A 20,089-nucleotide genomic window follows, 5' to 3' on the forward strand; every position below is an offset into this window, starting at 1 on the left:
AACCGTTTCAACCTGCAAAACCGCTTAAAAACTTAACGTTGCGTTCTCTGGAGCAGAACCTAGAACTTTAACACAGAATTTTCTGATTTGTCAAGCTCCGGGTTTTACACCCTGTCAGTTTCCTGACCAGTCATTCAAGCTTCGGTGCGGGCCTCTTGGCCAAGGCGGTGAAACTTGTTTAACTGCTCTCTGCGGCGCTTCGGGGAAAACCCTGTGTGTGCTGCAGCGAGAAAAGAACTATAGCACGACGATTTTCCGCTTTGCAAGTTTTTTACCTCAAAATTTCATGTAAAAGAGGCGGTTTACAGTGCTTTTCCACTTAGATCATTGTTATATATGATAAAATTTAAATGCAACCAAATGATACTAAAATGACTATATTTCGTTCATAGCTGGAGAGACACCAGAACTGGCAGGTGAAACGCCCGGATGCCCCATCGCAGAACAGGTCGATTCCAGGCGTATCCTCTCCAGCTCAGCATCGATTCTCCTGTTTCGCGCTGAATTCCCGCCCCAAACGTATTTTCGCAGACAGACAGACAGACAGACAGACAGACAGACAGACAGACAGACAGACAGACAGACAAGATAAGAATGCAGTTGCAATCCTGGGGAAGGCTACACAAATCCCAGGCTACCACCATGGACCGCTAATCTGGAACCTGGTCTACAACACTCTATATATAGAGCGCCGGTCATCCCTCTATATATAGAGGCATACCAAGCACCTACTTTTGACCGCCAAACCCCTCTCTATATAGAGGCACCCCATCCAAGCAGATAGGTAGGCCACCTCTCCCCTATTACAATAGGCGGACAAATAACTCTGTATGCAGACTATGGCCCGCTCATCTTCTCAAGCCCCTGCGGCACAGCTCAGCCTGATTGGTGAGGAACTACTCTCCGGCAATCTCCTGACCGAGAACATCCTGAATCAAATTGCCCGCCTTCCCAGCGACTGGCGTGCAACATTGGATCGCCCGGAGCTGCAAGACATATTGGCAACTCTGGCCAAGTGGTTGGACAAGGAGTGCCAGGATGGCGCCTCTATTTATCCGGCCGCCCCTTTCCGCGCACTGGAGCTGCTGCCATTGCAAAAAGTCAGCGTAGTGATTCTGGGCCAGGATCCTTATCACGGGCCCAATCAGGCACAGGGCCTGTCATTTTCTGTGCCTGACACCTGCCCGGCTCCACCCAGTCTGCGCAATATCTTTAAAGAGTTGGAGCTGGAGTATCCCGACACCGCCTTGCCAAACAGTCATGATCTGAGCAACTGGGGTCGACAAGGTGTCTTGCTATTGAATACATCGCTGACTGTAGAAGATGGTTTGCCTGCCTCTCACGCCAAGAAAGGCTGGGAGCAGATTACTGACTCCCTGCTGATGAACCTGGCCCAGCAGACTACACGCCCTATTGTTTATATGTTGTGGGGTGCCCACGCCCAAGCCAAAGAAGCACTGATTCAGCAGCACTCCCAGCATCCTTACCTAATTTTGAAAGCCAATCACCCTTCCCCCTTGGCTGCTCGCCGCCCCCCTGTTCCTTTTATTGGTTGCGGTCATTTCCAGCAAGCCAATGAGTGGCTCAAGGAGCAAGGCGTCGCTCCCATACAATGGTTTGCCACCGGCGCTTGACCATCCGTTCCCCTTACCTGATCCAGAACCATGCCTTTAAGCCCTGCCAATCCAGAATTAAGCTCTCAAGAACAACATGCTCTTTGGTCGAACGAACTGCTCGAACAATATGGCTGGCAATTTCAGGGAGAAACGCCATTTGCCGTCCCCTTAAGCAGCCTGCCCTTGCTGGATGAATTGTTCAAGTTTGTGAACGAGACCATCAAGGACTCTTTTGATCGCTCTTTATTCTGCTGGACTGATCTCAAACAAGACAGCAAAGGTCTGACGGCCTGGTATCTGGGCGTCGAAGATTACGACGAAGTGCTGGAGCCTTATATAGAGAGCTTGTCTACCAAGGCTCTGGCCCAGAGTGATGCAGTAGAAAGCCCACCGTCCGAATAAATAGACACCGGCAAGCATTGATACAGGCAGCCAGGGATACATGCCCCAAAAACCGCTAACGGCTCGCTGGCTGTCCTGGAACCTGTAAAAAACAGGCAGACGCGGATCAACAACACCGGAAAACCCGGAAGTCATAAAAAACCCGGCGCCAAGGCCGGGTTCTTCAAATAAAAGCCAAGTCTTACAAAGACCTGCTCTCTTATCTTTAAGGTTGCACACCTGCTGCATGCGCCTGCTGGTCTGCATGATAGGACGAACGCACCATGGCACCAACCGCCGCATGGGTAAAGCCCATTGCATAGGCCTCGCGCTCAAACATCAAGAATTCATCAGGCGTCACGTAGCGCATCACGGGCAAGTGGTGGCCGGATGGCTGCAAATACTGGCCAATGGTCAGCATATCAATATCGTGAGCACGCATATCGCGCATCACTTCCAGAATCTCTTCGTTGGTCTCACCCAAGCCAACCATCAAACCAGATTTGGTTGGAATGTTTGGATGCAACTTCTTGAACTCTTGCAACAGTTTCAAGGAGTGGTGGTAATCCGAACCAGGACGCGCCTGCTTGTACAAGCGAGGTACCGTTTCCAGGTTGTGGTTCATCACATCTGGAGGGCAGGCATTCAGGATCCCCAACGCACGATCCAGACGAGCACGGAAGTCCGGCACCAGCACTTCAATGGTCGTAGTTGGCGAATGCTCGCGCACCTGACGGATACATTCCACAAAGTGGGCAGCGCCACCATCACGCAAATCGTCACGGTCTACGGAGGTAATAACCACGTAGGACAACTTCATGGCACCAATGGCCTTGGCCAGGTTGGCAGGTTCATTCTCGTCCAGCGGGTCAGGACGGCCATGGCCCACATCACAGAATGGGCAACGACGTGTGCACTTGTCACCCATGATCATGAAGGTGGCCGTGCCCTTGCCAAAACACTCCCCGATATTGGGACAGGAGGCTTCTTCGCACACCGAGAACAGCTTGTGCTCGCGCAGAGTTTCCTTGATCTCGTAGAAACGGGAGTTCGGTGCAGCCGCCTTCACCCGAATCCAATCAGGCTTTTTCAAACGCTCTGCCTGCACGACCTTAATGGGAATGCGCGAGGTCTTGGCCTCGGCCTTCTGCTTTTGCGTTGCGTCGTATTCGACAACGCGAGGGCGCACAGTAGGTTTGGAATCGACGGACGTATCTGTAGGGGTGGTCATAGGCGTCTAAATAGAAAAACAGCGTGCGGGCAACATCACTAAACGATGGGCGCAGTGATCGATTGTAGCCCCTTCGCTTTACAAGCGCCTAGAACAAGGGCGATAGTTTGTACCAGACCCCTCTAATATAGAGGTCGACTTAACGATGCAGCAACACCCGAAAATAAAACCTGCACATACTATAAGTACGGAGACTTGCATGTCACAAGAGCACCTCGCCGATCCCGTCCTGCTGGAACAGCATCAGGGACTGGCCCGCATCACCTTGAACCGGCCCGCCAAGTACAACGCGCTGTCTGAAGAAGTGTTGGACTCTTTACAACACATTCTGGACAAGCTGGCCCAGGACCCCAGCTTGCAGTGCGTCATCATTCAGGCGGAAGGCAAGGCCTTTTGTGCCGGGCACGATCTGAAACAGATGCGCTCCAAACCTGAACATGACTACTACCGGGATCTGTTCAGCCGCTGCAGCCGGGTCATGCAAGCTGTGCTGGCCTTGCCCGTGCCGGTGATTGCTCGTGTGCAAGGGCTGGCCACCGCAGCGGGCTGTCAGTTGGTTGCCACCTGCGATATGGCTGTGGCCGTCGAGTCCACTCGCTTTGCAGTATCCGGCATTAATGTTGGTCTTTTCTGCTCCACCCCTGCTGTTGCCCTGTCACGCTGCGTGCCACCCAAGGCCGCCATGGAAATGTTGATGACTGGCGAATTCATCAGCGCCCAACGAGCTCAAGAGCTGGGGCTGATCAATTACGCGGTAGCCGAAGACCAGCTGGATCAAACCGTACAGAAACTGGCCGACAGCATCATGGCCAAGAGTCCGGTCGCCGTCCGCGCAGGCAAGGCCATGTTCTACCGCCAGCGCAGCCTGGCTATTGAACAAGCCTACGACTACGCCGGTCAGGTCATGGCTGACAATATGATGAGCAATGATGCCTGCGAAGGTATTGATGCTTTTATCGAGAAACGCGCGCCGCACTGGAGCGGAACCTGAGGCGGCACTTGACGAATAAATAACAATATAAAGATGAGCGCCGCCACATGCGGCGCTTTATCGCTGCGCTATTTAAGCTGCCGCTGCCTGTAGGCGCAGAGCCATCGCTTGCGATAGATAACTAGACAAATACTGTGCAACCTCGTCCATAGGGACCACAACACCTTGCGAACGCATATCCGTTGTTTGCAGCCCTTCATAGCCACAGGGATTGATACCGCTAAATGGGCTTAGATCCATGCCTATATTCAAGGCCAGTCCATGGTAAGAGCGGCCATTGCGAATCTTGATCCCCAATGCGGAAATCTTGGCCAACTCCTGGCTTGCCACCCCTTGCGGTACATAGACACCCGGTGCCCCTGGCTTGCAGCAAGCTCCTTCGACACCAAAATGCGTCAGACAGGCAATAACAGCCTCTTCCAAAAGGCGTACGTATTCTTTGACGTACAGGCCTACCCGGCGCAGATCAAACAGGCAGTACACCATTAACTGCCCAGGGCCGTGATAGGTAATCTGCCCGCCCCGGTCGGTTTGCACCACGGGGATGTCACCGGGGTTCAGCAGATGTTCCGGCTTGCCGGCCTGTCCTTGCGTGTAGACAGGCATGTGCTCGACAAGCCAGATTTCATCAGCAGTCTCTGGCCCGCGCTGCTCGGTAAAGTCGCGCATTGCCTGCCAGATGGGTTCATAGGCGCTAGGCCGCTCAAACCACTTGATACGAACTGAGTCGGACATGAACGCCTGATCCCTGCTTTACATCACCACACGCACCAGATGATGCGCATGCAGGGCACGGTAAAGGTTATCCAACTGCTCACGCGAAACAGCGCGCACCGTGAAAGTCAGGCCCGTGTAGTTGCCTGCCTTGCTGGGACGCACCTCGATAGTGGCAGCGTCAAAGCCTGGATCATGTTCCAGCACGATAGCCAGCAATTCGTCTTGCAGGGTTTCGTGAGTCTGGCCCATGACTTTGATAGGAAAGTCACTGGGGTATTCGATCAACGATTCTTCGGGGGAAATGGTCATGCTTGCTCCGCAGCCTTGATGGCCTTGTCATAGCCCTCACGTAATTTGGCAAAGACAGGGCCGGGTCGTCCGTCACCGACGGGCTGACCGTTAAATACAACGATGGGCAGCACCTCTTTGGTGGCTGACGTCATCATAATTTCATCGGCAGTGTCGACCTCTTCACGAGAGATCTGACGCGCCTGAAAAGCTATACCCGCCTGGGCGGCCAGCTCTTCCATCAAACTGTAGCGAATCCCTTCCAGGATCAAATTGTTGCGCATGGGTGCCAGCAAAGTGCCGTCGCGCACAATCCAGATATTGCAGGAGGCCCCTTCGGTCAGAAAACCGTCTCTGAACTGAATGACCTCGTCCACGCCGGCTTCAACCGCCTGCTGCTTGGCCAACACATTGCCCAGCAGAGAAACGGATTTTATATCGCAACGCAGCCAGCGTTCATCTTCAATAGCCACTGCCTTCAAACCCGTTTCGCGTTCTTGCTGCACACGCTTGAAGGGCGAGACCATGATGAAGATGCTGGGCGGCACATTGCTGGGGAAGGCATGGTCGCGCTTGGCAACACCGCGCGTCACCTGAATGTAGACCATGCAGTCGGCACCTCGGCCTGAACGTGCCAGCATATCCAGCACCAGCTTTTCCCACTCACGTCGAGTGAAAGGATTGGTAATGCCCACTTTTGCCAGACTGCGCTCCAAGCGCCCCAGGTGTCCATCTATACGGAAAGGTTTCCCGTGATAAGCAGGCACGACATCATAAATGCCGTCGCCAAAGATGAAGCCACGATCCAGTACCGAGATCTTCGCTTCGCCCAGGCGCACGAAATCGCCGTTCAAATAAACAATGCTGTCGGGGTCAATGCCTGCAATCATAGGGTTCAGCCTCGCACCAATGAATTACTCAAACATCAAGCGCACTTTGTCAGCCATACGACCGAAAAAGCCTGCCTCGGGCACATCTTGCAGCACCAGCAAAGGCTGTTCTGCCAATACTTTGCCATCCAGGGACAAAGTCAGTGTACCGACCTTGTCACCCTTGCTCAACGGAGCCAGCAAGGGCTGGGTATAGTTGGCGACAGGCTTGATTTCCGAAGACTTGCCGCGCGGAACCGTCAGCCACAAGGCTCCTTCTGTACCCAGGCCTACATTCTCGACCTCACCTTCCCAAACACGGGCGGTAACAGCAGGATTGCTGGCGTCGTACAACTTCACGGTTTCGAAGTTCTGGAAGCTCCAGTTCAGAAGCTTCAAGCTGTTTTCTGTACGAGCGGCGTCATTTGCCGTGCCCACCACAACCGACACTACGCGACGGCCATCGCGCAAGGCGGTCGACACCAGGCAGTAACCGGCCGATTGGGTGTGGCCGGTTTTCAGACCGTCAACCGTGTTATCCAGCCACAGCAGGCGGTTACGGTTGGGCTGCTTGATATTGTTATAGGTGTACTCTTTCTGGCTGTAGTAGTGCAGGTACTGAGGAAAGCGGGCAACCAGCGCAGCGGACAACACGCCCAGATCACGTACCGAGGTCAGATGCTCGGGATCAGGCAAGCCGGTGGAGTTCTTGAAATGCGTAGCCGTCAAACCCAGCTTGGCGGCTTCTTCGTTCATCAAGGCGGCAAAAGCACCTTCGCTACCCGCAACGGCTTCGGCCAAGGCAACAGAGGCGTCATTACCCGATTGCACGATCACGCCTTGCAGCAGATCATTCACGGCCACTTGCGAATTAACTTTCACGAACATGCGCGAACCTTCGGTGCGCCATGCCTTGTCCGAAATCACAACGGTCTGATCCAGCTTCAGGCGACCGGATTCCAAAGCATCAAAGACCAGATAGGCCGTCATCAGCTTGGTCAGGGAGGCAGGCTCGACCTGTTCGTTCAGCCCTTCTGCCGCGATGATCTGGCCACTATTAACGTCCATGGACAACCAGGCACGTGCCGTCAGGCTAGGTGCGGGTACAACGGACAAATCACCTGGCAAGGCAGGCGTCTGAGCGCCAAGCACTTGAGCCGATTCTGTCGGGGTAGGGGTTTGAGTCTGTGCCTGAGCCACCATAGGCAGCGCCAGGGCAAGTGCCACTACACAACGAGAAAGGACTGGAGATGCAAATTTTTGAATAGAAGTCATGGAAAAAATCGATTGCTTTGACAGTGGCGGAAAGAACCCATTATGGCAGAGCCATCTGGGCCTGTGAGGGGCAAGGCCCCTGAGTCTGAACAGGAAAACGCAACGATTTGAAAGCAAAACCCGGCTTAGGTTCCAAGCCCGGCCAAATGACGGCTGACCAACTCACGCAACTGAATCAGCTTGCCATGAAAAAAGTGGCCGGCCTCTGGCAGCACAACCATGGGCAACTGATGCTCACGCGCAAAGTCCATGCCTTCCGACAAGGGAACGACATCGTCGGTTTCACCGTGCACTAGCAAGGTATCGGCAGGAGGGCTGACATCCCGGAAGCGGAAACGATTGACCGCAGTACCAGTCAGGATGAAGGCGCCGGGCAAAGGTGCCTGGGCTTCCTGCAGGCTGGCATACACTTGAGCAGCGACTGCAGTGCCAAATGAAAACCCGGCCAACATGGATGGGCCGGAACTCCACTGCGGGAAATGTGATGGGAATTGCTCAATCAAAGCCAGCATATCGGCAGTTTCGCCGCGGCTGCTATCGAACTCCCCGGCAGACTTTCCGACACCACGGAAATCCGGGCGTACTGCCAGCAAACCATGTTGAGTGGCACTGCGCGACAAGGTTGTCACCACTTTGTTGTTACGTGCCCCACCATGCAAAGGGTGAGGATGCAGCAACAAGGCCCAACCCTTGGGCTCGCCCGCTGGCCAGTCCAGAGCACAGTCAATAACACCGGCCTGGCCGGAAAATTGGATTGTATCTACGCGTTCAGACATGCTCAGATCAAATATCACATAAGATTACGTTTAACTCATCCAGTGTACCGGATTGTCATGAATACCTCTTCTGCATTCACCCTACCCAGCCCGCGCGATATGGTGGCAGAGCTGCGTACGCGCTTGCCACATTTTCCCCAGATACGCTGGGTAGACTCGACCGAATCGACCAACGCCGACTTGCTTGCCCTGGCTCGTCAGGAATCCGGGCCGCGTGTGCGTCCCTGGTTGCTGGGCGCACATCTGCAAAGTCGTGGTCGTGGGCGTGCCGGACGCACATGGGAGAACAGCGTCGGTGCAAACCTGATGTTTTCCTGTGCCTTTGATATTTTTCTGCCTGCGCGGCAGCTGCCTACTCTTTCGCCGCTGTCCGGTCTGGCAACAACGGAAGCACTGCGCCAGTTTCTGGAACCGGCAGTGCGTAATCGTCTGGCCATGAAATGGCCGAATGACGTGCTATGGGATCAGGCCAAGCTGTCCGGCATTCTGGTTGAGGCGACCCGCGCCAGTGCAGCGCCCAGCTCCAGTGACCATCATGTGGTGATTATCGGCATAGGCCTGAACCTGCGTGAGGCAGAGACCATCAGCCAGAACACGCAACGCGCCATTGCAGACTGGACCAGCATTGCTGAGCACTCCCAGCAAGCATCTCTGGCACGCTGTTCGGACCTTGTGGCCAAAGTCGCGCAAAGCCTGTACCTGAGCCTGAACCATGTCACAGCCCACGGTTTTGCTGATCTGCCTACACGCTACGCGCAAGTTGACGCACTAATTGGCCAGCAAGTCCATATTATTGACAATGGCCAAGTCCTGCATACAGGCATCGTGACGGGCATCAATACCTCGGGGCAATTATTATTGCGCCACCCCGATGGTTCCGAACGTGCGGTCACAGTGGGCGAAGTTTCCGTTCGCGCTCACCGCTGATCGCTATACTGCACCCTTTTTAGCTCTAACGATCCGGCATGACCCTGCTCATCGACTCTGGCAACACCCGTATCAAACTAGGGTGGTGTCATCCTTTAAGCGGCGCGCGCGAAAGCCAGCCGGTTAGCGTGCATGCCGACCAATTGGATCAATTGGCGGTTTGGCTGGAGGCAGGCCAGGCCCCGCTGCAAGAATTCGCCCAACAAAAAGGTGTACAAGCACTAGGGGTGAATGTGGCCGGGCCACAGGTCCAAGCGCAAATTGATGCAGCCGTCAGCCGTCTGGGCTTGGGCTCGGTACGCTGGTTGCAGGCCCAAGAGCAGGCTTTTGGGCTGCACAACGATTATGAACAGGCTGGCCAATTGGGTGCCGACCGTTGGGCCTCCTTATTAGGGTTAAGCGATTTGCTAACCCAGGAATACCCGGTCGACCAAGGCGCCTTGCTGATCAGCTTTGGTACTGCTACCACGATTGACTTGCTGGGACCTGCACAAAATGGAGTGCGTCACTTTTTAGGTGGCTCCATTCTGCCCGGTCCCAGCTTGATGCTGGCTTCACTCAAGCAAAATACGGCGCAGCTTCCTGAGGCGCATGGGCAAACTGCGGCGTTCCCACGCAATACTCAGGAAGCTATCAGTACCGGGGTGGCTGCAGCACAGGCTGGAGCCGTATTGCGACAATGGGAGAAAGGCCGTCAGCATCTGGGACACAGCCCATTGGTCTTTCTGGCGGGCGGTGGCCGCGCACTGGCTCAGCAAGAACTGTTAGAACAATTAAGCCATCATTGCCGTTTGCTCAATATAGAGCCCCCCCATCTACACGAGCTGGAAACTCCTGCCTTGCGGGGTCTGTCGCTGTTTGCGGCCCACCCGTAAGTCGATTCGAGCTTATAACCGTCCCTCTGCCCCCTCTTGCCTGTGAACTGCCGGTGACCCATAGATACGATTGGCATTAAAACGGATGAACTTAAACTCCCCTACCCGTACAATCTTGGGTTGAACTGTATTTTTCAGGGCATTTGCGATGCGACTGCTTTTCATACTGATCCTGGTGGCAAACCTTGCCTTGCTGGCTTTTGGACAAGGCTTTTTTGGCACGCCCCCCAGCGAACAAGGCCGTGAGCCTAGACAGTTTTCGCAGCGTAACCAAGATGCCATTCAACTTGGAACCCCGGCCCATCCAACACCCGCTTCCCCTTGATCCTCGATTGACGACACTATGAAACCCATACGCAAAGCAGTTTTCCCCGTCGCCGGTCTAGGCACACGTTTTCTGCCCGCCACCAAGGCCATGCCCAAGGAAATGTTGCCAATTGTCGACAAACCACTGATTCAGTACGCTGTCGAAGAGGCTGTCGCCGCTGGAGTCACAGAACTGATCTTTATCACTGGCCGCAACAAGCGAGCCATTGAAGATCACTTTGACAGCATCCCGGAACTGGAACACGAACTGGAAGGCAAGAACAAGCTGGAATTGCTGGATGCCGTTCAAAACATCATTCCCAGCCATGTCAGCTGTATTTACACCCGCCAGCCACGCGCGCTGGGTCTGGGCCATGCCGTGCTGTGCGCTGCACCCATCGTGGGCAACGAGCCCTTCCTGGTCCTGCTGGCGGACGACCTGATCGACGCCACCACACCTGTATCGCGGCAACTGGTTGAGGCTGCGCATCAATACAACGGAAGTATTGTGGCAACTCAAAATGTAAATAGAAATGAAACAAATAAATATGGAATTGTTTCGGGTAATTTAGTCGACTCAAAAGCAACTCGACTTAATGGAATTATTGAAAAGCCCGCACCCGAAGTAGCCCCTTCTACACAAGCCGTTGTAGGCCGTTATGTATTGGAAGCGGAAATATTTGACCACCTGCGACGCACTCAAGCAGGGGTAGGTGGAGAGATTCAATTAACGGATGGAATTGCCAGTCTTTTGGAAAGTCGTGCGGTATATGCATATGAATATGAAGGCACACGTTACGACTGTGGTAGCAAGTCCGGTTTCTTTCATGCTACGCTTGAATTTGGTCGTAAATACCACGGACTTTAACGAGGGGCGCAGAGGGGTCCGTTACGATAACAAGCTTGGTTGCAATTGTTGATCAAACACTGCCTTAAAACCACGCAGAGGGTCGATTTAGCTTGACTTACAGGTTAAATACCCCCTACGATTGGCGGTGCAGGATTTCAAGTTCGTCGAAGTTTGTTCAATACGGTATTGTTTCTAATACTCATTGCCCTGATTTTTACATCTTGACAATCTTTTTTGAGCAGATTGCTCGTCATTTTTAGGGAATGCAGGAAATGCAAACAGAAACCGGTATCGTGAAATGGTTCAATAACGAAAAAGGCTACGGCTTTATCTCCCCCGACAACGGTGGCAAAGATCTTTTCGTTCACCATTCCGACATCTTGGGCACGGGCTTTAAATCCTTGGAAGAAAACCAGCGTGTTTCGTACGTGTCGGCTGAAGGCCAAAAGGGTCCACAAGCTAAGAGCATCCAAAAACTGTAAATCGATCTCGATCAGTTTTTAGATCTCAAAAAAGCCCGCTATATGCGGGCTTTTTTATTTAACTTGATTCAAATCAAGACGAGCTGTCATCAAATCGCCACAAATTCCAAAACACGTAAAACTAAATACTTATTAGCTAATAAACAGCCACGTATTTAATCGCAGATTTGTGCCAATCCAGAAAGTACACGCTGCACTGCGCCTTCGTGCATTTGAACCCAATGCAAACCCGCATCAGCCATTTTGTGATGACGTGCTGGATCATCTACTAGCTCCAGTGCCTGCTGCAACGCCAAGGCTGGCGTACCCGCACGTATCGCAGCGCCGGCCTGCATGGCATCTTGCATGGCTTGGGCAAAATTATGAGTATGCGGGCCCACAATCACAGGGACACCCACTGCGCAGGCCTCGATAAAGTTCTGCCCGCCCAAGGGCTGGAAGCTGCCCGCCACAATGGCGACTCGTGCCAGGCCGTAATACCAGTGCATTTCACCTAGGGTGTCGCCCAGCAGCACATCTACTTCACGACACGCCTTGATAGCACTGGTGCTGGTATCGCCCTGCTCCAGCAACTCGCTACGCCGCACGGAACGCAAGCCTAGCTGATTCAGATAATCTGCCGCTTCTTCAAACCGCTCCGGGTGACGTGGAATCACAACAAACAGGACGGGGCTATGCAGCTCGCTCCCATGCTTGCGTTCACGGCGCAGGTAATGGGCAATGGCATCAATGAAATCGACATGCTCAGTCTCGCGCGTACTGGCGATCACCACCACACGCCGTCCCAGGTCACTGGCAAAGCCACGGCCACGTGCAATCTTGTCCTGTGGCAAAACTACATCAAACTTCAGATTCCCTGACACGCGCACGCCTTGTGCGCCCGCCAACTCCAGCCGCTGTGCATCAGCCAGGCTTTGTGCATAGATCAACTTGAAGGAGCGGTAGGCCTCTCGCATGACCGAACCTGCTTTCAGGCTGGTACGCAATGCACTTTCCGAGAACCGGGCACTGGCCAACATCATGGGAACACCTTGCCGGCGTGCCGCAGCCAATAGATTGGGCCACACCTCGCGTTCAATCAGCACCCCGGCACATGGCCGGTAATGGGCGAAAAAACGTCGTACCGAGCCCGGAAAGTCGTAAGGTAGCCATTGTTGCAGCAATTTCCCGCTGGCAATCTCAGCCGCAAACGCAGTCGCACCTTCTGTACGGCCCGTAACTGTCATATGGGTTAACAGGACCGTCTCACCCTGATCCAGCAAAGCACGAATCAAAGGCTGCGCCGCACGCGTTTCACCCAAGCTGACCGCATGCACCCACACCGGGGCTTTCTTGGGCGCAGGCAGCGAACCATAAAAACCAAAGCGGGGACCCGATAACACCTGCCATTCGCCACCAGCTCGACGGGCACGCAAGCCCATCCAGGCCATCAAAGCTGGAGCCAATATGCGAATAGAGGCAGTATAGAAGAATCGGTTCACCCGCTTAGCCTCAGTACGAAATCAGCAGCAGCCAAGCCACGCTCGGCGCTACCAGGAAGACGAATAGAAAATAATGTCAGGCAGACAAAGGGCCTGCGCCCAGGCGGGGCTGCAGGCCCCTTAGCATCGCGTATTGTAAGCACAAAGCCAGCTGACAAAAAAACGAATTGGCGATCAGACCCGAACTAGCCTTTTGGCGCGTCCAACAAGGCCGCCTCCGGCACGCCTGTCCGCCCCAGCGCCTGATCGATGGCACAGAGCACCGTTTCCGCTGAAGGAGGATGCCCACGCTCGCCCAGGCTGGCGGTGTAGGCGGAACCTTCCAGGGGGGTACGCACTGGGGTCGAGGCTTTATAGATACCAATAGTAGGACGACCCAAACCGGCTGACAAATGCGTCAGACCACTGTCCAGACCCACCATGACTTGCGCTCCAGCCAATTGCAGAGCGATAGGCGTCAACTCCATTCGTGGCATCACCTGAGCCTGGCTGCGACCGACAATCAGCGCCTCGGCACGGGCAGACTCGGCAGGGCTGCCCGCCAACAAGCGCAGTGCCATCCCTTCCCCTTGCAGGCGATCAAAGACCTGTTGCCAGTTCTCCGGCTCCCAGAGCTTATCGTCGCGGCTGGCCGACGGCATGATGATGGCGTACGGATCCTCGTCCTTGGGGGCTTGCGCGGCCAAACCCTGCAAACCAAAATCAGGAGCGCCTTCAAACTGATAGCCAAAGGCAGACGCGGCCAAGCTGCGCTGACGGAACACAGCAGGCTGCCAGAAACCGACGCGATGACGCACATCGTAGAACAGCGAGGCCAGCGGTTCACGCGCCGACTTCCAATCCAGCCCATGACGACAGCCTTTAGTCTGCCGTACCAGCCAGATGGATTTCATCAGCGCCTGCATATCCAGCACAACATCGTATTGGCGTGATTGCAGTTGTTCGCGCAAGGCGGCGCGTTCCTGGCGTGTCTGGGCAGACCACCACTGTTTGCGCCAGCGCCGATGCGCCACCGGGATCACTTCATTTACTGCCGGATGCCAGCCCGGAATCTGAGCAAAGCTCTCTTCTACGAGCCAATCAATTTGTGCACCGGGCACATGGCGTGCAATGTCCGAGATTGCTGGCAGCATATGCACCAGATCTCCCAAAGAGGATGTACGCACAATCAGTATCTTGCAAGTCATGGGCGAATTATAGTGGTGGCCGCGTCCAATCAAACAAAGATGCAGAAAAATATCCGCCTGCTCTACTTATGCCCGCCAATTGCCATCAGGCATAATAAGACTGCCTATTTTCTGGACCGGAAACATGATTGATCTCAAACAGATCGAAGCCTTTGTATGGGTTGCCGAGCTTGGCGGTTTCCGGGCAGCTGCCGAAAAACTCAACACGACCCAACCGTCTATTTCTCAGCGTATCGCCGGACTGGAATCCAGTCTGGAGCTGCGCTTGTTTGATCGGGGTGCCCGGGGCATCAAGCTGACCGATAAAGGCCAGGAGTTGTTGTCGCACGCACAGCGCATGCTGGATCTGCGTACCGAGATGCTGCGCGCCGCCAAAGAGCAGAACGCCATCCGCGGCCTGCTGCGTCTGGGGGTGGCTGAAACCATTGTGCAGACCTGGCTGCATGAGCTGATCGACAAGCTGCATCAGGAATACCCGGCTTTGGTCATCGAGATTCATGTCGACACCACCAGCGTGCTGCGCCAGCAACTGGCCAGCTTCCAGATTGATATGGCCATGATTGTGGGCGTAGGCCAGGATCCCAAAGAACAATGCATTCGACTGTGCGCTTATCAGTTAGGCTGGGTCGCCAGTCCCGAATTGAAGTTGCATAGCCGCAAAGTCAGCGTTTCCGAGCTAGGGGTTTACCCTGTAATCACCTATCCATCCGGTAGCGTTCCCTACCTCGCCACACGCGAAGCTTTGCTGCGTGCCGGCGTCAAATCCCCACGTATTTTTGGCAGTGCATCGCTAAGCACAATCGTGCAAATGACGCGTCATGCCATGGGCCCCAGCGTGCTGGCTCCCGAGGTCATAAAAGACGAGCTTTCCGAGGGAAAACTGCGCCTTTTGAAGGTGGATCAGCCCCTGCCGGCCATCGAATTTTTTGCCTGCTGGATGGATTCTCCGGACAGTCATATTGCCCGCGTCGTGGCCAATCACGCCCAAGAAATCGCCCAACAATACGTGCAGTCCGATAAGTAATCGTTATGGCCTAGGATTCAAACATACGATTGGACACAAATTATCTGATCGGTTGCAATCCGAGGCTGTGATCAACCCCCTTTGTGCGAGTGGTCATCATGAACCTGCAAACCCTGCCTGTGCTGGCGCCCGAGGCTGAAAAATGCCGCGAGCTGATCCGTCAAGAAACTCATACTGGTCCTACCGCAGGACTGGCCGCAGGCTATGTGCAGGCCAACCTGATGATTCTGCCCAAAGACTGGGCCGATGAGTTCCTGCTGTTTTGTCAGCGCAACCCCAAACCCTGCCCTTTATTAGCCGTGACGGAACCCGGTCAGTTTCAGGTGCCAACCTTGGGTGGCTCGATTGATCTGCGCACGGATTTCCCTCGTTACCGTGTCTGGCAGAACGGCGAGCTCAGCGCCGAGCCACTTAACATCGAAGATGTCTGGCGCGATGATCTGGTGTCCTTTCTGATTGGCTGCTCCTTCTCCTTTGAAGAAGCGCTGCTGGCCGACGGCATTGATGTACGCCATATCAGTGCGGGCGTGAATGTGCCCATGTATCGCAGCTCTATCCAGACCCAGGGCACACAGCGCCTGTCTGGCCCGCTGGTGGTATCGATGCGCCCCATGCGTGCGGCCGATGCCATTCGCGCCATTCAGATCACCTCGCGCTTTCCGTCCGTGCACGGTGCCCCGGTTCATATTGGCAATCCGTCCCTGATTGGAATCAGCGACCTGCAACAACCCGACTATGGCGATGCTGTGCCAGTCGGCTCCGACGAATTACCCGTTTTCTGGGCTTGCGGCGTTACCCCTCAAGCCGTCGCCGCCCAGGCCAAGCCGCAGTTTTGTATCACGCATGCCCCTGGCCATATGTTGATTACCGATCTGCCCAACACACGGCTGGCCGCGCTTTAAGCAAGTTTTGACCGACACAAAACCGGTCACCCCTTTGGTTTCAATATGCAGCCCCTTCAAACAGGGAGCGCACTCTATCAACCATACAGCTGGACCGCTATTAGGAGCACCTTATGAAAAAAATCGTACTGACCTCCCTGGCTTTGGGCTCGCTGGCCCTGGGCTCTGCTGCCATGGCCCAGGAACTGCCCAAGACTTCTTTGAAAGTTGTCGGTGGCTTGAGCAACCTGACCGCCTACCAGAACACCGAGCAGCCCTTCTGGACCAAGAAAGTACCTGAGCTGTCCGGCGGCCAGATCACGGCCGATATCAAGGGCTTTAACGACATGGGCCTGAAAGGTCCTGAAATCATGCGCTTGATCAGCCAAGGTGTGATTCCTTTCGGTACCGCCACCCTGGCTTACTTTGCCAGCGACAACTCCATTAACGAAGCGATCGACCTGGCTGGTCTGGCTCCCGATATTGAAGTGGCCAAGAAGCTGACCGACGCGTTCACTCCCGCCTACGAACAGTTCTACGCCAAGAGCAACGTCAAGGTTCTGGGCTTTTCCACCTACCCTGCCCAAGTTCTGTTTTGCAATGGCAACTTCAATGGCCTGAGCGACCTGAAAGGCAAGAAGGTGCGTACCAGCAGCCGTACTCAGGCTGAATTCGTTCAGGCTCTGGGCGGCAACAGCGTGACCATCCCATTCGGTGAAGTGGTTCCCGCACTGCAAAACGGCGTGGTCGATTGCGCCATTACCGGCTCCATGTCCGGTTACTCGGCCAAATGGTACGAAGTCAGCTCCAAGCTGTACGAAATGCCAATCAACTGGAACCAGCAGATTCACGCTGCCAACCTGGGCACCTGGAACAAGCTGGACCCCAAAGTTCAAGAGTTCCTGGCCAGCAACATCAAGGCCATGACCGAAGAAATCTGGGTTGCCGCTGCCAAGGAAACACAGGAAGGCTATGACTGCAACACGGGCGCCGACGCTTGCACGCAGCCCGTCAAAGGCAAGATGACTCTGGTCAAGCCTACCGACGCTGACCGTGAACTGCTCAAGAAAGTCATGAGCGAGACCGTGGTTCCCAAGTGGGCCGAGCGTAGCGCCGCCGACACCGTGGCTGCATTCAACACCAGCCTGAGCCCGATCCTGGGCTTCGAAGCCAAGAAGTAAATCTGTACGTCCTGCCTGCCACCAGACTCACGGTGGCAGGCTGCCTGTACCCCAGGCCCCTCCCTCCTAGACCCTGTACGGGGTAGACATCATGGAAAATACCGAAAAATTCGCCATGCTGAACCGTTTGCTGTCCGCCGCCACATCCCTGTCGCGCGTCGCCATCTGGTTCGCAGGCAGCCTGACATTGATCAGCGCCCTCTACATCACCGCGGACGTCCTGTTCCGCAAATTCAGTGGCAGCTCTCTGGGCGGCTCGGATGAACTGTCCGGCTATGCCTTTGCCATCAGCATTTCCTGGGCACTGTCCTTTGCCACCCTGCAACGGGCCAATATCCGTATCGACGCCATCTACCAGCACCTGCCTGTTCGTCTGGCTGCCCTGCTGGACTGGATTGCTCTGGTGGCCCTGTCTGTTTTCATTGTCTACCTGACCTTGTACGCCACTGACGTGGCCAGCCTGTCCTGGACCAACCAGTCCACCGCCAACACCGCCATGGGCACTCCCTTGTGGATTCCCCAGTTCCTGTGGGTGGGCGGCCTGATCTGGCTGTGCGTCGTTCTGGCCTTGATGCTGCTGCGCTCCAGCCTGGCCCTGATTACAGGTGACCTGGCCGGTATCCAATCCCTGTGCGGTATCCGCAGCACCCAGGAAGAAGCCTCTGAAGAAGCCGAGGCTGGCAAACGCATGGTGCAAGGAGACGCCAAATGATTACAACCGCACTGACTCTCTTGCTCGTTCTGATCGGACTGAGCATTCCCGTGGGCGCTGCCCTGGGTGTTTTGGGCCTGATTCTGGACCCGCTGTACTCCATGCTGCCCCTGACCGGCGCATTGGGTGAAATTTCCTGGGGCACCAGCAACGAATTCCTGCTGGTGGCCATTCCCCTGTTCATCATGCTGGGCGAGATCCTGCTGCGCTCGGGCATGGCTGAACGTATGTACAACGCCATGAGCCTGTGGCTGTCCTGGCTGCCCGGCGGCCTGATGCACGCCAACATTGGTGCCAGCGCCCTGTTTGCCGCCACCTCCGGTTCCAGCGTGGCCACTGCTGCCACCGTGGGCACCGTGGCCCTGCCGCAAATCAAGAAACAAGGCTATAACGAGCCTCTGTTCCTGGGTAGTCTGGCCGCTGGCGGTACCTTGGGCATTCTGATTCCGCCTTCGATCAACCTGGTGATCTACGGCGTACTGACCAACACTTCGGTGCCCAAGCTGTACCTGGCCGGCATCATCCCCGGTTTGGGCATGGCCTTGCTGTTCATGTTGGCAATTGCTGCTGCATGTATGGTCAAACCCAAATGGGGCGGTGCGAAGATCAAGGCCTCCTGGGGCCAGCGTTTTGCCAGCCTGGTGCACCTGGTTCCACCACTGGGCATTTTCCTGCTGGTCGTGGGCTCAATTTACGCCGGTGTTGCCACCCCAACCGAGGCTGCTGCCCTGGGTGTGGTCGGTGCTCTGATTCTGGCTGCCTTCTCGGGCCGTATGAGCTGGAACATGATCAAGGAAGTGCTGGAAGGCACCATGAAAGCCACCGCCATGATCATGCTGATCGTGATCGGTTCGGCCTTCCTGAACTTTGTCATGTCCGCCACTGGCCTGACCAATGCGCTGACCGACGCCATCACGGGCCTGGGTGTCTCACCCATGGTCATGTTGATGATCATCGTGGTGTTCTACCTGGTGCTGGGCTGCTTCATGGAAACCCTGTCCATGATGATCACCACCATCCCTATCGTGGCTCCCATCATGATCGCCCTGGGCTTTGATCCGGTGTGGCTGGGTATTGCCATCATCATTCTGGTGGAAGTGGCGCTGATCACTCCGCCGGTTGGTCTGAACCTGTTTGTGGTCCAGAGCCTGCGCAAGAGCGGCAGCATGAATGACGTCATGATGGGCAGCCTGCCCTTTGTGATCATGCTGCTGGCCATGGTGGGCCTGCTGGCTATCTTCCCGGATCTGGCTTTGTGGCTGCCACGCCTGTTCGGTTAATCCCAATCTGTCTTTGAGTAAACGAGTACTGCTATGCGTTTGACCTTTGAACTGGCCCAGGCCACCCACACTGAAATCATCGAAGCTGATTTGCAGCACTGCATCGTGGCCGGCTGGGCTGGCCGCGATCTGGCTGCCATCGAGCACCATATTGAAGAGCTGGCCGAACTGGGCGTACCGCGCCCTAGCTCGGTGCCTTTGTACTACCGCATCGCCGCCAACCAGATGATCCAGGATGCCGACATCCAGGTCGTGGGCTCCGGTTCGTCCGGCGAGACCGAAGTGTTTGTGTTCAACCACCAGGGCCGCCTGCTGGTCAGCCTGGCCTCGGACCACACGGACCGCGTACTGGAAGCCCACAGCGTGGCCCTGTCCAAGCAGATCTGCGCCAAGCCCGTTGCTCGCGAAGCCTGGTTGTTCAGCGACGTGGCCGACTACTGGGACGAGCTGATCATCCGCGCCTACATTCAGGAAGACGGCAAGGAAGTTCTGTACCAGGACGGTCCCTTGTCCACCCTGAAGAACCCGCTGGAGCTGATCGAAGGCTACTTCCAGTCCACCACCATGCCTGAAGGCTTTGGCATGACCTGCGGTACCGTGGGTGCCATCGGCGGCATTCGTCCTGCTACCCAGTTCACCATGGAACTGTATGACCCCCGCCGCGAACGCAGCATCCGTCATACCTACGTAACCGAAATCCTGCCTGAAGTAGCCTAAACTGGCCCAGCCCGCCCCACCCATTTATTTTGCGAGTGACCC

Annotated in this window: 21 protein-coding genes; 13 read left to right on the top strand and 8 right to left on the bottom strand. The window is 55.3% G+C overall.

Features of this window, described 5'->3' with window-relative positions:
- The first annotated feature begins 839 nt into the window (after nucleotides 1-839).
- The gene (locus tag MID00_RS06770) at nucleotides 840-1,634 is read left to right on the top strand and encodes a uracil-DNA glycosylase (RefSeq protein WP_254500068.1); all 795 of its coding nucleotides are present in this window, start codon (nucleotides 840-842) and stop codon (nucleotides 1,632-1,634) included.
- 30 nt (nucleotides 1,635-1,664) lie between these two features.
- Nucleotides 1,665-2,018 carry a hypothetical protein gene (locus MID00_RS06775; RefSeq protein WP_021447087.1) on the top strand — a complete coding sequence of 118 codons (354 nt, stop codon included), beginning with the start codon at nucleotides 1,665-1,667 and terminating at the stop codon, nucleotides 2,016-2,018.
- 205 nt (nucleotides 2,019-2,223) lie between these two features.
- Here MID00_RS06775 and lipA read toward each other — a convergent pair whose 3' ends face one another.
- Nucleotides 2,224-3,228: a lipoyl synthase gene (lipA, locus tag MID00_RS06780; RefSeq protein WP_021447088.1), complete on the bottom strand. Its 1,005-nt coding sequence runs from the start codon at nucleotides 3,226-3,228 to the stop codon at nucleotides 2,224-2,226.
- A 199-nt stretch (nucleotides 3,229-3,427) separates the two neighbouring features.
- Here lipA and MID00_RS06785 point away from each other — a divergent pair, with 199 nt between their 5' ends.
- Entirely contained in the window at nucleotides 3,428-4,219 is a 792-nt protein-coding gene (locus tag MID00_RS06785) for an enoyl-CoA hydratase (RefSeq protein WP_250756486.1), read from the top strand.
- 72 nt (nucleotides 4,220-4,291) lie between these two features.
- Here the strand turns inward: MID00_RS06785 and lipB are convergent, their stop codons facing one another.
- The 5 genes from lipB to MID00_RS06810 all read right to left on the bottom strand — a co-directional run bounded on the left by lipB (nucleotide 4,292) and on the right by MID00_RS06810 (nucleotide 8,144).
- The gene (lipB, locus tag MID00_RS06790) at nucleotides 4,292-4,954 is read right to left on the bottom strand and encodes a lipoyl(octanoyl) transferase LipB (RefSeq protein WP_254500069.1); all 663 of its coding nucleotides are present in this window, start codon (nucleotides 4,952-4,954) and stop codon (nucleotides 4,292-4,294) included.
- An 18-nt stretch (nucleotides 4,955-4,972) separates the two neighbouring features.
- On the bottom strand, nucleotides 4,973-5,245 hold the full coding sequence (locus MID00_RS06795; RefSeq protein WP_009460108.1) for a DUF493 family protein: 273 nt from the start codon (nucleotides 5,243-5,245) through the stop codon (nucleotides 4,973-4,975).
- On the bottom strand, nucleotides 5,242-6,114 hold the full coding sequence (locus MID00_RS06800; RefSeq protein WP_009460109.1) for a D-amino acid aminotransferase: 873 nt from the start codon (nucleotides 6,112-6,114) through the stop codon (nucleotides 5,242-5,244). The genes MID00_RS06795 and MID00_RS06800 overlap by 4 nt, the downstream gene beginning before the upstream one ends.
- Before the next feature lie 24 nt (nucleotides 6,115-6,138).
- Complete coding sequence (locus MID00_RS06805) at nucleotides 6,139-7,368, bottom strand: D-alanyl-D-alanine carboxypeptidase family protein (protein ID WP_035268521.1); 1,230 nt, start codon at nucleotides 7,366-7,368, stop codon at nucleotides 6,139-6,141.
- 125 nt (nucleotides 7,369-7,493) lie between these two features.
- Nucleotides 7,494-8,144 carry an alpha/beta hydrolase gene (locus MID00_RS06810; protein WP_021447090.1) on the bottom strand — a complete coding sequence of 217 codons (651 nt, stop codon included), beginning with the start codon at nucleotides 8,142-8,144 and terminating at the stop codon, nucleotides 7,494-7,496.
- 57 nt (nucleotides 8,145-8,201) lie between these two features.
- Between MID00_RS06810 and MID00_RS06815 the strand changes: the two genes are divergently transcribed.
- The 4 genes from MID00_RS06815 (at nucleotide 8,202) to MID00_RS06830 (ending at nucleotide 11,584) form a co-directional block, all read left to right on the top strand.
- Nucleotides 8,202-9,071 (top strand): biotin--[acetyl-CoA-carboxylase] ligase, encoded by an 870-nt coding sequence (locus MID00_RS06815; protein ID WP_009460113.1) that lies wholly within the window; start codon nucleotides 8,202-8,204, stop codon nucleotides 9,069-9,071.
- Nucleotides 9,072-9,109: 38 nt separating this feature from the next.
- Nucleotides 9,110-9,946, top strand: a complete 837-nt coding sequence (locus tag MID00_RS06820; RefSeq protein WP_250756483.1) for a type III pantothenate kinase — start codon at nucleotides 9,110-9,112, stop codon at nucleotides 9,944-9,946.
- Nucleotides 9,947-10,289: 343 nt separating this feature from the next.
- Nucleotides 10,290-11,120: a UTP--glucose-1-phosphate uridylyltransferase GalU gene (galU, locus tag MID00_RS06825; protein WP_009460115.1), complete on the top strand. Its 831-nt coding sequence runs from the start codon at nucleotides 10,290-10,292 to the stop codon at nucleotides 11,118-11,120.
- A 254-nt stretch (nucleotides 11,121-11,374) separates the two neighbouring features.
- The gene (locus MID00_RS06830; RefSeq protein ID WP_026483779.1) at nucleotides 11,375-11,584 is read left to right on the top strand and encodes a cold-shock protein; all 210 of its coding nucleotides are present in this window, start codon (nucleotides 11,375-11,377) and stop codon (nucleotides 11,582-11,584) included.
- A 155-nt stretch (nucleotides 11,585-11,739) separates the two neighbouring features.
- Here MID00_RS06830 and MID00_RS06835 read toward each other — a convergent pair whose 3' ends face one another.
- Both MID00_RS06835 and waaC read right to left on the bottom strand, forming a co-directional pair.
- The gene (locus tag MID00_RS06835; RefSeq protein ID WP_254500070.1) at nucleotides 11,740-13,065 is read right to left on the bottom strand and encodes a 3-deoxy-D-manno-octulosonic acid transferase; all 1,326 of its coding nucleotides are present in this window, start codon (nucleotides 13,063-13,065) and stop codon (nucleotides 11,740-11,742) included.
- A gap of 185 nt (nucleotides 13,066-13,250) precedes the next feature.
- Nucleotides 13,251-14,252 carry a lipopolysaccharide heptosyltransferase I gene (waaC, locus tag MID00_RS06840; RefSeq protein ID WP_254500071.1) on the bottom strand — a complete coding sequence of 334 codons (1,002 nt, stop codon included), beginning with the start codon at nucleotides 14,250-14,252 and terminating at the stop codon, nucleotides 13,251-13,253.
- A 124-nt stretch (nucleotides 14,253-14,376) separates the two neighbouring features.
- Here waaC and MID00_RS06845 point away from each other — a divergent pair, with 124 nt between their 5' ends.
- The 6 genes from MID00_RS06845 (at nucleotide 14,377) to MID00_RS06870 (ending at nucleotide 20,047) form a co-directional block, all read left to right on the top strand.
- Complete coding sequence (locus MID00_RS06845) at nucleotides 14,377-15,276, top strand: LysR family transcriptional regulator (RefSeq protein WP_254500072.1); 900 nt, start codon at nucleotides 14,377-14,379, stop codon at nucleotides 15,274-15,276.
- A gap of 98 nt (nucleotides 15,277-15,374) precedes the next feature.
- Entirely contained in the window at nucleotides 15,375-16,178 is an 804-nt protein-coding gene (locus tag MID00_RS06850; protein ID WP_250756480.1) for a putative hydro-lyase, read from the top strand.
- Nucleotides 16,179-16,291: 113 nt separating this feature from the next.
- A complete protein-coding gene (locus tag MID00_RS06855; protein ID WP_009460120.1) occupies nucleotides 16,292-17,338 on the top strand; it encodes a TRAP transporter substrate-binding protein in 1,047 nt (348 codons plus the stop codon).
- Nucleotides 17,339-17,429: 91 nt separating this feature from the next.
- A complete protein-coding gene (locus tag MID00_RS06860; RefSeq protein ID WP_254500073.1) occupies nucleotides 17,430-18,050 on the top strand; it encodes a TRAP transporter small permease subunit in 621 nt (206 codons plus the stop codon).
- Entirely contained in the window at nucleotides 18,047-19,330 is a 1,284-nt protein-coding gene (locus MID00_RS06865) for a TRAP transporter large permease (protein WP_009460122.1), read from the top strand. Before MID00_RS06860 ends, MID00_RS06865 begins: the two co-directional genes overlap by 4 nt.
- A 33-nt stretch (nucleotides 19,331-19,363) precedes the next feature.
- Complete coding sequence (locus tag MID00_RS06870; RefSeq protein ID WP_009460123.1) at nucleotides 19,364-20,047, top strand: DUF2848 domain-containing protein; 684 nt, start codon at nucleotides 19,364-19,366, stop codon at nucleotides 20,045-20,047.
- The last annotated feature ends 42 nt before the right edge of the window (nucleotides 20,048-20,089 follow it).

Source organism: Alcaligenes sp. NLF5-7 (genome assembly GCF_024266725.1).
Classification (GTDB): domain Bacteria; phylum Pseudomonadota; class Gammaproteobacteria; order Burkholderiales; family Burkholderiaceae_B; genus Alcaligenes; species Alcaligenes phenolicus.